Source organism: Amycolatopsis sp. NPDC051903 (genome assembly GCF_044452505.1).
Lineage (GTDB): Bacteria > Actinomycetota > Actinomycetes > Mycobacteriales > Pseudonocardiaceae > Amycolatopsis.
On sequence record NZ_JBITBT010000002.1, the window covers coordinates 362,183 to 376,288 of the forward strand.

Annotated in this window: 15 protein-coding genes; 7 read left to right on the plus strand and 8 right to left on the minus strand. The window is 72.4% G+C overall.

The features are described 5' to 3' along the window. Window positions 1-152 precede the first annotated feature (152 nt). From ACIA77_RS05960 to ACIA77_RS05970, 3 genes are all read left to right on the plus strand, one after another. Entirely contained in the window at window positions 153-1,049 is an 897-nt protein-coding gene (locus tag ACIA77_RS05960; RefSeq protein WP_395884656.1) for a RecB family exonuclease, read from the plus strand. Continuing rightward, window positions 1,049-1,840, plus strand: a complete 792-nt coding sequence (locus tag ACIA77_RS05965) for a thioesterase family protein (RefSeq protein ID WP_395884657.1) — start codon at window positions 1,049-1,051, stop codon at window positions 1,838-1,840. Before ACIA77_RS05960 ends, ACIA77_RS05965 begins: the two co-directional genes overlap by 1 nt. Window positions 1,841-1,903: 63 nt before the next feature. Further along, complete coding sequence (locus ACIA77_RS05970; protein WP_395884658.1) at window positions 1,904-2,839, plus strand: ParA family protein; 936 nt, start codon at window positions 1,904-1,906, stop codon at window positions 2,837-2,839. A gap of 229 nt (window positions 2,840-3,068) precedes the next feature. On the opposite strand, the gene hisG is transcribed toward ACIA77_RS05970, so the two are convergent. From hisG to ACIA77_RS05985, 3 genes are all read right to left on the minus strand, one after another. Beyond that, window positions 3,069-3,914, minus strand: coding sequence for an ATP phosphoribosyltransferase (gene hisG / locus ACIA77_RS05975; RefSeq protein WP_395884659.1), 846 nt, complete (start codon window positions 3,912-3,914; stop codon window positions 3,069-3,071). A 35-nt stretch (window positions 3,915-3,949) separates the two neighbouring features. Further along, window positions 3,950-4,213, minus strand: coding sequence for a phosphoribosyl-ATP diphosphatase (locus ACIA77_RS05980; protein WP_184778231.1), 264 nt, complete (start codon window positions 4,211-4,213; stop codon window positions 3,950-3,952). Window positions 4,214-4,277: 64 nt separating this feature from the next. Continuing rightward, the gene (locus ACIA77_RS05985; protein ID WP_395884660.1) at window positions 4,278-4,964 is read right to left on the minus strand and encodes an HAD family hydrolase; all 687 of its coding nucleotides are present in this window, start codon (window positions 4,962-4,964) and stop codon (window positions 4,278-4,280) included. 346 nt (window positions 4,965-5,310) lie between these two features. Here ACIA77_RS05985 and ACIA77_RS05990 point away from each other — a divergent pair, with 346 nt between their 5' ends. Together ACIA77_RS05990 and ACIA77_RS05995 are read left to right on the plus strand one after the other, a co-directional pair. Further along, on the plus strand, window positions 5,311-6,225 hold the full coding sequence (locus tag ACIA77_RS05990; protein ID WP_395884661.1) for a PAC2 family protein: 915 nt from the start codon (window positions 5,311-5,313) through the stop codon (window positions 6,223-6,225). A 190-nt stretch (window positions 6,226-6,415) separates the two neighbouring features. Next, window positions 6,416-6,643 carry a hypothetical protein gene (locus tag ACIA77_RS05995; protein ID WP_395884662.1) on the plus strand — a complete coding sequence of 76 codons (228 nt, stop codon included), beginning with the start codon at window positions 6,416-6,418 and terminating at the stop codon, window positions 6,641-6,643. 19 nt (window positions 6,644-6,662) lie between these two features. On the opposite strand, the gene ACIA77_RS06000 is transcribed toward ACIA77_RS05995, so the two are convergent. Genes ACIA77_RS06000 through ACIA77_RS06015 form a run of 4 tightly spaced genes read right to left on the minus strand, consistent with a single transcriptional unit; the run spans window position 6,663 to window position 10,265 of the window. Continuing rightward, window positions 6,663-7,610 (minus strand): phosphotriesterase, encoded by a 948-nt coding sequence (locus tag ACIA77_RS06000; RefSeq protein WP_395884663.1) that lies wholly within the window; start codon window positions 7,608-7,610, stop codon window positions 6,663-6,665. Between the two features lie 2 nt (window positions 7,611-7,612). Next, the gene (locus ACIA77_RS06005; RefSeq protein ID WP_395884664.1) at window positions 7,613-8,446 is read right to left on the minus strand and encodes a metallophosphoesterase family protein; all 834 of its coding nucleotides are present in this window, start codon (window positions 8,444-8,446) and stop codon (window positions 7,613-7,615) included. Beyond that, window positions 8,410-9,681, minus strand: coding sequence for an MFS transporter (locus ACIA77_RS06010; protein ID WP_395884665.1), 1,272 nt, complete (start codon window positions 9,679-9,681; stop codon window positions 8,410-8,412). Before ACIA77_RS06010 ends, ACIA77_RS06005 begins: the two co-directional genes overlap by 37 nt. Then, entirely contained in the window at window positions 9,678-10,265 is a 588-nt protein-coding gene (locus ACIA77_RS06015) for an ArsR/SmtB family transcription factor (protein ID WP_395884666.1), read from the minus strand. The genes ACIA77_RS06010 and ACIA77_RS06015 overlap by 4 nt, the downstream gene beginning before the upstream one ends. A gap of 154 nt (window positions 10,266-10,419) precedes the next feature. Here ACIA77_RS06015 and ACIA77_RS06020 point away from each other — a divergent pair, with 154 nt between their 5' ends. Then, window positions 10,420-10,914 (plus strand): MarR family winged helix-turn-helix transcriptional regulator, encoded by a 495-nt coding sequence (locus tag ACIA77_RS06020; RefSeq protein WP_395884667.1) that lies wholly within the window; start codon window positions 10,420-10,422, stop codon window positions 10,912-10,914. Window positions 10,915-11,068: 154 nt separating this feature from the next. After that, window positions 11,069-12,694 carry an ABC-F family ATP-binding cassette domain-containing protein gene (locus ACIA77_RS06025; protein ID WP_395884668.1) on the plus strand — a complete coding sequence of 542 codons (1,626 nt, stop codon included), beginning with the start codon at window positions 11,069-11,071 and terminating at the stop codon, window positions 12,692-12,694. 54 nt (window positions 12,695-12,748) lie between these two features. On the opposite strand, the gene mshC is transcribed toward ACIA77_RS06025, so the two are convergent. After that, entirely contained in the window at window positions 12,749-13,987 is a 1,239-nt protein-coding gene (mshC, locus tag ACIA77_RS06030; protein WP_395884669.1) for a cysteine--1-D-myo-inosityl 2-amino-2-deoxy-alpha-D-glucopyranoside ligase, read from the minus strand. Between the last annotated feature and the right edge of the window lie 119 nt (window positions 13,988-14,106).

Here is a 14,106-nt window from a genome sequence, read left to right on the forward strand (position 1 = left end):
GTCTTGGTGTGTGCGTTGAACTGGCCCCCCGGCCGATGACACCGGGAGGGAAGAAGCCGGGTCGAAGCGATCCCGCCGCTTTGCCGAAGGCGAAGCAATCGAACACAGCGAGGCAATCAGATCCTGTCGGTGGGCGGCGTTACGCTCTGGCCATGCCCGACACCGCTACAGTCACCACCCCGCCGGGTGCCGGTGGTGAGCCCGTCCGAAGGCGTCCGGCGCTGTCGCCTTCGCGTGCGAGCGACTTCAAGCAGTGCCCGTTGCTCTACCGTTTCCGCGCGGTCGACCGGTTGCCCGAGGTGCCGACGAAGGCGCAGGTGCGGGGCACGCTCGTGCACGCCGTGCTTGAGCGGCTGTTCTCGCTGCCCGCGGGCGAGCGGGTGGCGCCGCGGGCGAAGGATCTGCTGGGGCCGACGTGGGATGAGCTGTCGGCCGCGAGTCCGGAGTGGACCGATCAGCTGTTCGCCGGTGAGGGTGCCGAGGAGACCGGCAAGTGGCTCGCGTCGGCCGAAAAGCTGCTGGACGCGTACTTCGAGCTGGAGGATCCGCGCCGGCTGGAGCCGGAGGCGTGTGAGCTGCACGTGGAGATCGAGCTGGGCTCCGGGGTGCTGCTGCGGGGTTACATCGACCGCGTCGACGTCGCGCCCACCGGCGAGATCCGTGTGGTGGACTACAAGACCGGAGCCGCGCCGCGTGAGATCGGCGAGGCGAAGGCGATGTTCCAGATGAAGTTCTACGCGGTGGTGCTGTGGCGGTTGCGCGGCGTCGTGCCGCGCCAGCTGAAGCTGATGTACCTCACCGACGGCCAGTCCCTCGCCTACACGCCCGACGAGGCGGAGCTGGTGCGGTTCGAGCGCACGCTCGAGGCGATCTGGCAGGCGATCCTCAAGGCGGGCAAGACGGGTGATTTCCGGCCCAATCCCGGCAAGCTCTGTTCGTGGTGCGACCACCAGGCGCATTGCCCGGAGTTCGGGGGCACGCCCCCGGAGTACCCGGGCTGGCCGGAGCCCGACGGCGGCGAGGAGTCCGCGCTGGACCGGGCCGACTGATGGCCGACGCGTTCTACGTTTCCCTCGGCGACGAGCGTTACGCCGCCACGGAGCACACGAGCGGGCCCTGGGCGCCGGGCGCGCAGCACTTCGGGCCGCCGTCCGCGCTGCTCGTGCGCGGGCTGGAGCGGCTGGAGGCACCGCACCCGTCGCTGCTCGCGCGCGTGACCGTCGACATCCTCGGTCCCGCGCCCGTCGCCGAGCTCGCCCAGCGTTCGTGGGTCGAGCGGCCGGGCCGCTCCGTCGAGCTGCTGCAGTCGGAGCTGTCCGCCGGCGGCAAGCTCGTCGCGCGGGCGACCGCGTGGCGCATCGCCACCGGCGACACCTCGGCCATCGCCACCGACGCGGGGCCGCTGCTGCCGAGCGCGGACGCCGGCACCGAGACAGCGTTCCCGGACGACTGGAGCGGCGGCTACCTGAACGCGGTCGAGTGGCGGGCCGTGCGGGGCGGGATCTCCGCGCCGGGCCCGGCCGCGGTGTGGGGCCGCCAGCGCGTGCCGCTCGTCGACGGCGAGGAACCCACCGGGCTGCAGCGGCTGTTCGCGATCGCGGACTCCGGCAACGGCGTGTCGCACTTCCTGCCCGGCCGTGAGTGGTTGTTCATCAACTCGGAGCTCACGGTCCACCTGCGGCGCGTCCCCGAGGGCGAGTGGATCGGCCTCGACGCGGTTTCGCTGGTCGGGCCGCACGGCGTCGGCACCGCGACGAGTACCCTGCACGACGGTTCCGGTCCGGTCGGCACCGGTGCGCAGGCTCTGCTCATCCGGCCGCGACAGGCCGAAGGCGGATAACCGCGCACCCGCGCCCCGGATCCAATAGCCTTCGCGGAACGATCGACAAGGGAGCGCTCCGGCATGCAGATCACCTCGGTGGTCAACCAGAAGGGCGGGGTCGGCAAGACCTCACTGAGCGTGGGCGCGGCGGCGGCGCTGGCCGAACGCGGCCGGCGCGTGCTGCTGATCGACCTCGACCCGCAGGGCCACGCCACCACCGAGATGCTCGGCCTGGCCGAGGTACCCGACGGCTCGCCCAGCCTCGCGAAGGCGCTCACGAAGCTGTGGAAGGGCCCGATCGAGGAGCTCGCGGTGCCGCACCCGCGCAGCAACCTCGGCCGCGGCGGCGCGTTCGACGTGATCCCGACGTCGCCGGGCATGTTCGACCTGATCCGCCGCCTGGACCAGTTCCGCGTGCCCGGCTGGCAGCTCGCCCGCGTGATCCAGTTCGCGAACTACGACCACGTGGTGATCGACTGCCCGCCGGCGCTCGACGTGCTCACCAACAACGCGCTCGCGGCCTCACACGGCATCCTCGTGCCCGTGCAGCCGGACAAGACGAGCATCCGCGCGCTGCGGCTGCTGTCCGACCAGGTGCGGTACGTGGAACAGACCACCGGCCGCTCACCGATCGCGTGGTTCGGGATCGTGCCGGGCCTCTACCGCAGGCCGATCTCGCACTACGCGTCGGCGGCGCTGCAGGAGATGTACGAGTTCGGCGTGCCGATGCTCTCGCACGTCCCGCTCGGCGTGGTCATGAACGAGGCGGCCGCGAACGGCGTGCCGGTGACCACGTACGCGCCGGAGACGTTGCAGGCGCTGTCGTTCCGCGAGATCGCCGAGACCCTCGACAGCTACCTCGGCCAGAACCTCGGCCCCACCGAAGTGCCCGCCGACGACGAGTTCGTCTTCGAGGACTTCATCTCCGAAGTCGCGATGACCCGCAACGCCAACGACAACGGCGCCCGCAAGAAGCTCTACGACCTGATGCCCAAACGGCCGAACAGGCCGCGGTAAGCAGTGGAGCGTCTCTGCTCCACTGTGGACAACGAAAACCACCGGCTACCCACCACTTCGCGCCGGTTTCGCGGAAAGCCACACATCCAAAGTCAGCCGCACCGCGAGATCGCGCCGGTTTCCGGACTGAGCGGTGCGATCGGCCCCCCGGCCGATCAGACCGCTCAGTCCGGAAACCGGCTCAAAGGCGATCTCGCACGCCTCGGCGAAGCCGAGGCAGACAACAGAGCTACAACCGGCAGGAGCGGATGTCCGAGGCCAGGATGGCCTTGGCGCCCACCTCGGCCAGTTCGTCCATGATCTGGTTGACCTTCTTGCGCGGCACCATCGCCCGCACGGCCACCCAGCCCTCGTCCGCGAGCGGCGCGACGGTGGGCGACTCCAGGCCCGGAGTGATGGCGATGGCCTGCTCCATCAGCGAACGCGGGCAGTCGTAGTCGAGCATCATGTACTGCTGCGCAAACACGACCCCGCGCAGGCGGGCCGCCAGCTGCGACTTCGCCTTCGAAGCTTCGCTGCCCGCGCGCTGCAGCAGCACGGCCTCCGACACGCAGATCGGGTCGCCGAAGGCCACCAGGTTGTGCTGGCGCAGCGAGCGGCCGGACTCGACCACGTCGGCGATGGCGTCGGCGACGCCGAGCTGGATCGAGATCTCGACGGCACCGTCGAGGCGGATCACCTCGGCCTCGACGCCGTGACGTGCCAGGTCCTCGCGCACGAGCCGCGGGTACGACGTGGCAAGGCGCTTGCCGTGCAGGTCCGCCGGCTTCCAGTCCTGGCCCGCCGGGGCGGCGTAGCGGAACGTGGAGCCGCCGAAGCCCAGCGCCAGCATCTCCTCGACCGGCGCGCCCGAGTCGAGCGCGAGGTCGCGGCCGGTGATGCCGAGGTCGAGCTCGCCGGAGCCGACGTAGATCGCGATGTCCTTGGGGCGCAGGAAGAAGAACTCGACCTCGTTGACCGGGTCGAGGACGGTGAGGTCCTTGCCGTCATGTCGCTTGCGGTAGCCCGCCTCGGAAAGCATCTCGGCCGCCGCCGCGGCGAGGGCTCCCTTGTTCGGCACGGCAACACGCAGCATTTCGCTCTCTCCTCGATCTCCGGTGCGCGAGCGCGTCACAGGTAGCGGTACACATCCTCGGTCGAGATCCCCCGGCCGAGCATGAGCACCTGGACCCGGTACAGCAGTTGCGAAATCTCTTCGGCGAGCCGGTCGTCGGACTCGTGCTCCGCGGCGATCCACACCTCACCGGCTTCTTCGAGCACCTTCTTGCCCTGCGCGTGCACCCCGTCGTCGAGGGCGACGACGGTGCCGGACCCGTCGGGACGGGTGCGGGCGCGCTCGGCAAGCTCCGCGAACAGCTCATCGAAGGTCTTCACGGGGCCCGATCCTTCCATCCCGCGCGCGCGGGCGCCGCCCCGGGTGACCCCGATGCCGCCGGGGTCACACTCCGGACAGCAGCCCGGCGAGCACCGGCACGTCGACGCCGACGAGGGAACCGCGGAACACGCGCCGCTCTCCCTCCGGCACCTCGACGTCGTTCGGGATCACGAGCACGGCGCAGCCCGCCCGGGCGGCCGACTCCGCGCCGGGCGGCGAGTCCTCCACGGCGACGCAGCGCCGCGGCGGCACGCCGAGCAGTTCGGCCGCCTTGAGGTAGGGCCGCGGGTGGGGCTTGTTGAGGCCGTCGACCTCATCGCCGCACACAGTGACGTCGAAGAACTCGCGCCCGATCGTGTTCAGCGCGAGTTCCGTGAGCGCGCGTTCCGTGGACGTGACCAGCGCGGACGGCAGGCCGGCCGCCTTGACCGCGGCCAGCGCCTCGCGGGCGCCGGGGCGCCACGGCAGCGCGTCGTCGAACAGGCCCGCGGTGCGGCCGCGGATCCAGACGCCGGTCTCGGCGACGGACTCCGGGGTGACGTCGCGGCCGGTCACCTCGAGCAGGTAGGTGGCGGTGGCGTCCATGTTGGACCCGACGAGCGTCATCCGCTGCTCTTCCGACAGCGTCCCCCCGAGCGCTTCCGCGCATTCGTAGAGCGCGACGTCCCAGAGCTTTTCGGAATCGACGAGCGTGCCGTCCATGTCCCACAGGACGGCCGCCAATCCGTCCGAAGAGGACGGTGCAGTCACGGTTTCTCCTTGTCGGTGCGTCGGTCGGTGCTGCGTGCGGAAACCCCCGGACGGCGCGCGGCCGGCGCGGCCCGCGAAACCCGCCCCGAAAGGGTGGGGTTTTACGCCGCGCCGGCACCGGCTCCGGCGAACGGGCCGGGGGAACCGGGCACGGCGGCGGGCCGGATCGTCGCCAGTATCCCATCGCCCGCCGCACCCGCCGAAGGCCGTCCGCGGGGCGGTGAGCTGCGGTGGCGGGTGACGTCCCGGTCACCGGAACCAGCACCGCCGCCCGGGCGGGCCGAGGCGGCGCCACGCCGCCGGACACGCTGCGCACGGAAGGGGCCGATGGTCGTAGGCTGGCCAAGTGAGTGAGCCAGTCGACGAGACCCAGCGACCCGGTGACCCGGATCGCGCCCGCCCGGAAACGAACCGCCCCCTGATGGTGGTGGCCTTCGAAGGCTGGAACGACGCTGGTGACGCGGCCAGCCGCGCGATCGAGCACCTGCAGTTGAACTGGGACGCCACCCCGCTGGCCGAGCTGGAGCCGGACGACTACTACGACTTCCAGGTCAGCCGCCCCACGATCCGCATGGTGGACGGCGTGACCCGGCAGGTGGACTGGCCGACCACGCGGCTGTCGATCTGCCGGCCGGAGGGGCTGGACCGCGACGTGGTGCTGGTCCAGGGCCCGGAGCCGAACATGCGGTGGCGGGCGTTCTGCGCGGAACTGCTCGAGCACATCATGCAGCTGGACGTCGACACGGTGGTCGCGCTCGGCGCGCTGCTGGCCGACACCGCGCACACGCGCCCCGTTCCCGTCACCGGCACCGCCTACGACAAGGACACGGCCAGCCGGTTCCGCCTCGAGCTGAACAACTACCAGGGCCCGACCGGCATCGTCGGCGTGCTGCAGGACTACTGCGTGCAGGCCGGCATCCCCGCCGTGTCGATCTGGGCGGCCGTGCCGCACTACGTGTCGCACCCGCCGTCACCGAAGGCGACCCTGGCGCTGCTGCACAAGCTCGAGGACGTGCTCGACGTCGAAATCCCGCTGGGCGCGCTGCCGGAGCAGGCCGAGGAGTGGCAGCGCACCGTCACCGAAATGGCCGAGGAGGACGAAGAGATCAGCGAGTACGTCCGCAGCCTCGAAGAACGCGGCGACGCCGAAACCGACTTCACCATGGAAGAGGTCTCCGGCGACAAGATCGCGGCCGAATTCGAGCGCTACCTCCGCCGGCGCCGTCCGGGCCAGGAAGGCGGCGGCTTCGGGCTCCGCTGACCCCGGACCGGACCAGGCCCCTGCCGCACCCGCGGCGGGGGCCTTTTCGCATCTCCGTTCACGCTTGTGGCACAAACTATCCCGATCAGCCGGTAAGTCTGTTATTTTCCGGAAGATCTAGGTCTGCTGGACCTCGCCGTGCACGGTCTACGCCGAAGGCGACATCACCTGGGGAAACCGGACGGCCAAGGTGTCCGTCAGCGTCGAGGGCCCGGGTTACAACGCCGATGCGCGCTTCACCGCGTTCGCGGGCTCGACCAAGGTGGACTCCGAAATCGCGAACAAGCCCGGCGAAACGTTCACCATCGGCGACCCGAACCGGGTCGGCGGCATCAACCGGATCAGGACCCAGGTGTGCGTCACCAGCACGGACGGCCAGTTCGGCTGCGGCGCCCAGTGGAACGACATCCGGGACTAGCCGCCTCAGGTGCCCCCGGTCAGCGCCGCCAGCGGGCGGCGAAGGCGCGGGCCGGGTTGCGGTGGAGCATGGAGTCCACCGCGTCGGCGCCGAGGGCGCGGGTGAGGCGGGGCCGCAGGGTCGTGAGCAGGTACGGGAGGCCCGGGCCGCCGCCGGAGGAGAGGCGGGCGGCGGCGGTGGTGGTGTCGCCGCCGAGGAGGAGCTGGGCGGTGTGGCCCGCGGTGACGAGGTCGTAGAGCAGGTCGGTCAGGCGCCAGTCGGTGGCGTGGTTGGCGCGGGACGGCCCGTCGAAGCCCAGGTAGACGCCGGTGGCGGCGACCTCGCGCAGCACGCGCGGGTCGGGGTTGCGGTTGAGGTGACCGAGGATCACGCGCGACGGGGGCACGGCCAGCTCGCCGCACAGCAGGTCGGCGACTTCGCGCGCCGCGGTGCCCAGTTCGAGGTGCACGGCGATGGGCGCGCCCGTCTCGTGGTGGGCCTGCGCCGCGGCGACCATCGTCCAGCGCGCGTGCCGGTCGACGACGTGGAACGCGCCGGCCACCTTGATCAGCCCGGCGCGCGGGCCGATGCGGTCGGCGTCCGGTTCGTCGCCGGCGGGCGTGCCCTCGAGCAGGTCCGAGACGAACAGCTCAGCGAGCCGGTCGGCGACGCGGTCGACCACGGCCGGCGGATAGTGCTCGGCGCGGTGGAAACCGGTCGCGGCCACCAAGTGCACGCCCGTCACCGCCGACAGCGCGACGAGGTCCGCCGTGCGCCGGTTGAGACCGAAGGGCGTCCACTGCACGACGGTGCGCCCGCCGGCCGCGGCGAAGGCGCGCAGCTCGGCCTCGGCCGCCGCGACGTCGTCGAGCTCCTGGCCCGGGAGCTGCCGGGACGCGAAGAACAGGTGGTCGTGGGCGTCGCACACCTCGAGCTCGGCCGGTTCGACGTCGCCGAGCACGGTGCGGACGCGGGGGTCGCCGGGCACGGTCACTCCGCCGTCAGTAGCTTGCGGATCGGCACGGCACCGCGGGCGCGGCGGCTCCACTCGCGCGGGTAGCCGAGCGACACCTCCTCGAAGCGCACGCCGTCGGCCGACGTGGTGCGCGGGATGTGCAGGTGCCCGTACACGGCGAGTTCGGCGCGGTAGCGCAGGTGCCAGTCCTCGGTCTCGGTGCTGCCGCACCACAGCGCGAAGTCGGGGTAGTGCAGCGGTGCCGTCGGATGGCGGTGCAGCGGCCAGTGCGACATGAGGATCGTGCCGTGCCCGGCGGGGATCGCCTCGAGCCGGTCGGTGCTGATCTTGAGCCGCTCGGCGCACCAGGCCTGGCGGCTCGGGAACGGGTCGGGGTGCAGGAAGTACTCGTCGGTGCACACCACGCCGTTCTCGCGGGCGATCGCGAGCGCCTCGTCGATGGACTTGCCCTCGGCCGCCGGGGTGCGCCAGCTGTAGTCGTAGAGCACGAACAGCGGCGCGATCGTCAGTGGCTTCGGCCCGTGCGCCCACACCGGGAACTCGTCCTCGGGCGTCAGCACGCCGAGCTCGCGGCACTGCTCCACCAGGAACTCGTAGCGCGCCTGCCCGCGCAGCTGCGACTCGTCCTTCGGGGTGGTCCAGAGCTCGTGGTTGCCGGGCACCCACACGACCTTCGCGAACCGCTCGCGCAGCGTGGCGAGCGTCGCGCGGATGACGGACGAGCGTTCGGCGACGTCACCCGCCACGAGCAGCCAGTCTTCCGGCGAGTCGGGCACGACCCGGTCGAGCATCGGGCCGTTGCCCTCGTGGGTCACGTGGAGGTCGCTGGTGGCGAAGAGAGACGGCACTCCTCCACCGTAGCCAGTCCGGGGCCGCGAGATCCCCCGAACCGGCCCTTACGCCACCCCAGCAGCACCAGTGCCGCGAGCACGTAGACGGCTGCCTGCACGTCGAGCAGCAGCGCCGGTCCGGTGACGGCGACCAGCGCGCCCGCCAGCAGCGCACCGGCCGCCTGACCCGCCGCCATGACCGCGAACACCGTGCTCAGCACCCGCCCGGCCCGCTCGGGCGCGGCGACGCTCTGCACGTGCGCCAGCAGCCCGGCGCCGGTGACGACCGCGGGCCCGCCGGCCACCGCGAACAAGCCGACGTACACGCCGAGCGCGGTCGTGAATGCCGCCAGGTTCCAGATCAGCGCCGACACGAGGCCGACCGCCAGCGCGCCCCACGCGAGCAGCTGCGCACCCGGCACGCGCCGGGCGCACGTGGCGACCGCGAAGCCCGCGGCGAGCCCGCCGATCGCTTGCACGCCGCGCAGGAGCCCCGCGTCGGCCTCGCTGCCGCCGAGGACGTCGAGCACGAACACCACGAACAGCACCAGGAACATGCCCTGCGCCACGGACGTGAGCACCGTCGCGACGCCCGTGGCCCGCAGGTGCGGGTCGCGGGTGAGGTCCCGCAGGCCGTCGAACCAGCCGCCGGGAACCGGCGCCCGGCGCGCCACGCCGCGCGGGGCCGCGACGCCGGGGAAGGGTCGCGCGAGCAGCACCGCGGCGACCGCCAGCGCCGCGAGGTAACCGAGCACCACGTGGCCGAGCCCGCCCCAGCCCAGCAGTGCGCCGCCGGCCCAGCCGCCCGCCAGCCGGGCGACGCTGCCGTTCACGCTCATCAGACCGTTGGCCCCCGTCACCTCTGCGACGCCGACGAGCTCGGGCACCAGCGCGTTGCGGGCGGGTTCGAACACCGACGCCAGCCCGGCCTGCGCGGCCATCACGACGTACACCACGGCGACCGGCACGCCCGAGCCGGCGAGCAGCGGCAGCGCCACGACCGCTTGGCCGGCGCACACGACGGCCAGCACCACCCGCCGGTTCCAGCGATCCGCGACGACGCCGGCGGCCGGGCTCAGCAGCATCGCCGGCAGCAGGCCCAGCACCACGCTCAGTGCCGTCGTCGCGGCCGAACCGGTCGTCGCGAACAGGAACACCGGCAGCGCGACCTGCAGCATCCACTCGGCCGATTCGCTGAAGAACGCCGCGACCCACAGCCGGACGAACGACGGGACCCCCAGCAGCTGTCTCACGGCACCGGCTTCCCGTCCGGGCCCAGCCGAGCGAAGGCCCGCAGGCCCACGTGGACCGGCAGCGCGCCGGCGGGGGCGTCTTCGCGGATCGCGCCGACGTACGGGCGCACGAGCGCGTCGATCGCGTGCACCAGGCGCTCGAGCTCGGCCGGCGTCACGCGCAGCGAGTAGGCGTTCAGCGCGCCCGCGGCGCGCCAGTCCGGGTCCAGGCCGTCGACGCCGTCGAGGTAGCGGTGGGTGAGCTCCTGCTCCTGAGCCAGCTGCGTGCCCACCACGGCCAGTTGCGCCCGGCTCAGCACCGGGTCCTCCCCCAGTTCGCCGAAGTCGAGCCCGACCTGCAGCGCTCGCCACGGCCGTTCGCGGCCGTCGGTGGCCTCGGCGCGTTCGACCAGCCCGTGCCGCGCCAGGCGGCGCAGGTGCCAGCTGCAGTTGGACGCGGTCGAGCCCACCGCCTCGGCGCACTCGCTCGCCGTGCGCGGCCCGACGGCCATCAGGTGGTGCAGCAGCGCCGAGCGCAGCGGATGCGCCAGCGCTCGCAGCAACTCGGCGTCGTCGACGCGCTTGCGTGGTGGCAGCTCCGCCATCGGACCCCCCCGAAACTCTGAAGGATTTATTTCGAAACTACTCTTTCAGAGTTGCAGCCGCCTGACCCACTGTCAACGGGCTTCGCTACCATCACGGACAGTTACTGCTTCGTGCAGTCGTTGTGCCCGCCAGCCACCCCCAGGGACGGTCCGCTTGCCCCACCAGCGAGAACTCGCCACCGCCGCCGCACTCGCCCTGCCCCGCTTCGTCAGCGCCACCGTCCGCTTCCACACCGCGGTGGCCGACCGGCTCGGCGTGACACCGGCCGAGCTGCACTGCCTGCAACTCGTGCACAGCGGGACCACGGACTCCCCCACGGAGCTGGCGCGGCTGCTCGGCATGACGACCGGCGCGTTCACCCGCATGCTCGACCGCATGGAGCGGGCCCGGCTCGTGGAACGCGCACCCGACCCGGCCGACCGGCGCCGGCTGCGCGTGCGCGCGCTGCCCGATCGCATGGCCGAGCTCACCGACCTCTACGCCCCGCTCGCCCAGCGCTTCGGCGAGCGCCTCGCGGGTTTCGACCGGCGTCAGCTGACGGCGCTCGTCGCGTTTCTCACCGACGGTGAACAGGCTGCCGACGTGGCCACGGCGCAGGTCACCGACACCGCCGACACCGCGCAGCCGCCGCGTGAAATTCGGGGTTGACTAACCCTACTGGCGTTGCATTAGGCTGTGCGCATCATGGACAACTGAGCCGAGCCCTTCCCCGTACCGAGGCAGCTCGCGGTCGAGCCCCGCTCCCGCGAGCCACGAGTCCCGTCGGGGAATCCCGTAGCACACCCAGGGCCGGTGATCCCCCATGTCTCTTTTCCTCCAAGCCACCGACGTCGCGTTCGGCTACGGCGCCACGACCGTGCTCGACGGCGTCTGCCTCACCGCGTCGGCCGGGCGCCGGTTCGGCCTCGTCGGCGAGAACGGCTCGGGCAAGTCCACGCTGCTGCGGCTGCTCGCCGGGCTCGAACAGCCGCGTTCGGGTGAGATCGTCCGCGGCGACGACCTCGGGTTCCTGCTCCAGGAGCTGCCGTTCCCGCCGTCGGCGTCCGTCGGCGACGTCATCGACCACGCGCTCGCCGACATCCGCGCGGCCGCCGCTCGGCTCGACGAGCTCACCGCGACCATGGCCGACCGGCCGGACGACCCGGCCGTGCTCGACGAGTACGGGAAGCTCCTGGAGTGGGCCCAGGTCCACGACCTGTGGGACGCCGACCGCCGCGCCGAGCTGGTGTGCGAAGGGCTCGGGCTCGGCGGCGTCGCGCGGGACCGGCGGCTGGGCGCGATGTCCGGCGGACAGCGGTCACGGCTCGGGCTGGCGGCCCTGCTGATCCGGCGGCCGGCAACGCTGCTGCTCGACGAGCCGACGAACCACCTCGACGACGCCGCCATGGAGTTCCTCGAGCACCACCTCGCGGAGCTGTCCGGCATCGTCGTGCTGTCCTCGCACGACCGCGTCTTCCTCGACGCGGTGTGCACGGACATCGTCGACCTCGACCCGGCACCGGCCGACCGGCTCGTGGGCGGCGCGACGCGCTACGGCGGCGCCTACAGCGACTACCTCGACCAGAAACGCGCCGAACGCGCGCGCTGGGAACAGCGCTACGCCGAGGAGCAGGACGAGCTGAAGGAGCTGCGGGAGTCCGTCGCGGTGACCGCGCGGCGGGTCGCGCACAACCGCGCGCAGTCCGACGGGGACAAGAACCTCTACAACTTCAAGGGCGGCCGCGTGCAGAAGCAGGTCTCCCGCCGCGTCCGCAACGCCCAGCTGCGGCTCGAGGAGCTCGAACGCGACCAGGTGCGCAAACCGCCTGCGCCGCTTCGGTTCCGCGCGTCGCTGACGGCGGCGCCGGCCGGTGAAGGACCGGCGATCTCGGTGCGGGACGTCGACGTGCCGGGCCGGCTCGCGCTGGCCCGGCTCGACGTCGGCGGCGCGGGCCGGCTGCTCGTGACCGGCGGCAACGGCGCGGGCAAGTCCACGCTGCTGGCGGTGCTGGCGGGGCGGCTGACGCCCGCGACCGGCACCGTCCACTTCGGACCCGGCGTGCGCGTGGGACTGCTGGAGCAGGACGTGGTGTTCACCGACCCGGCGAAACTCGCCCACGAGGTGTACCGCGCCGCGCTCGGAGCGGACGCGCCGCCCTTGTCGCGGCTCGGCCTGCTCTCCCCGCGGGATCTGCGGCGGCCCGTGGGCGAGCTGTCGGTGGGCCAGCGGCGCCGGCTCGCGCTCGCGGTGCTGCTGGCCGATCCGCCGGACGTGCTGCTGCTCGACGAACCGACCAACCACCTGTCACTGACGCTGGCCGAGGAACTGTTCGCGGCACTCGACGACGCGCCGGGTGTCGTGGTCATCGCGTCTCACGATCGGTGGCTGCGCCGGAGCTGGCGGGGTGACCACGTCGAGCTGACAGCGGTCGAACGCGCGGCTGTATAGATCGTTATACGGTGATCGCCGACCCGCGAGTGCGGGCCGGCGATCACGGCGATTTCAGAGGGCGATGCCGAGCAGGGCGTCGGCCGCGGTGCGGATGAGCCCGGGCGCCGTGGTGTCGGTGCCGTCGCGGCGCAACGCGGCGGTGACCCAGGCGTCGATCGCTTCGAGCGCCTTCGGGGTGTCGAGGTCGTCGGAGAGGTGGTCGCGTACGCGGGCGAGGGTCTCGGTCGCGTCGGGCCCCGCGGGCAGGGCCACGGCCTCGCGCCAGCGGGCCAGCCGCTCCTGGGCCTCGGCCAGCAGCGCGTCGGTCCAGGCCCGGTCCTCGCGGTAGTGGCCGGCGAACAGCGCCAGGCGGATGGCCGCGGTGTCGACACCGTCGGCGCGCAGCCGCGAGACGAACACCAGGTTCCCGCGCGACTTCGACATCTTCTCGCCGTCCAGGCCGATCATCCCGGCGTGCACGTAGTGACGCGCGAACGGGTGGTCCCCGGCCGCCGCCTCCGCGTGCGCGGCGCTGAACTCGTGGTGCGGAAACCGCAGGTCCGAACCACCGCCTTGCAGGTCGAACCCGAGCCCCAGGCGGTTGACCGCGATCGCGCTGCATTCGATGTGCCAGCCCGGCCGCCCGGCCCCCAGCTCCGATTCCCACGACGGCTCGCCCTCGCGCGCGCCGCGCCACAGCAGCGCGTCGAGCGGGTGGCGCTTGCCCGCGCGGTCGGGGTCGCCGCCGCGCTCGGCGAAGAACTTCGCCATCGTCGGCTCGTCGTAGCGCGACTCGTAGCCGAACCGCCCGGAGGCCGCGTGGTCGAAGTACACGTCGGGGTGCTCGGCGTCGTCGACCCGGTACGCGCTGCCGTTGGCCACCAGCTTCGCGACGACCTCCACGATCTCGGGGATCGCCTCCACGACGCTCACGAACTGGCGCGGCGGGAGCACCCGCAGCGCCTCCATGTCCTCGCGGAACAGCGCCGTCTCGCGCATCCCGAGCACGACCCAGTCGTCGGAGTCGCGCTCGGCTCGCTCCAGCAGCGGGTCGTCGATGTCGGTCACGTTCTGGACGTAGTGGACCTCGTGCCCGTTGTCCCGCCAGATGCGGTTGACCAGGTCGAACGCCAGGTACGTGGCCGCGTGACCGAGGTGCGTGGCGTCGTAGGGGGTGATGCCGCAGACGTACATCCGGGCGGTGGCGCCGGGTGCCGTCGGGCGGATCTGCCCGGTCGACGTGTCGTGGAGCCGGAGCGGGCGAGGCGTGCCCGGTAACCGGGGCACGTCGACGGAGGACCAAGTCTGCATACCCCGACTGTATCTTCGGCCGCGGCTTCGCCGCGGCGGGCGAGATCGCCGTCAGGCCGGGTTCTGGAGTGAGCGATCGGATCGGCCGGGGGCCGATCGCCTCGCTCACTCCAGAACCC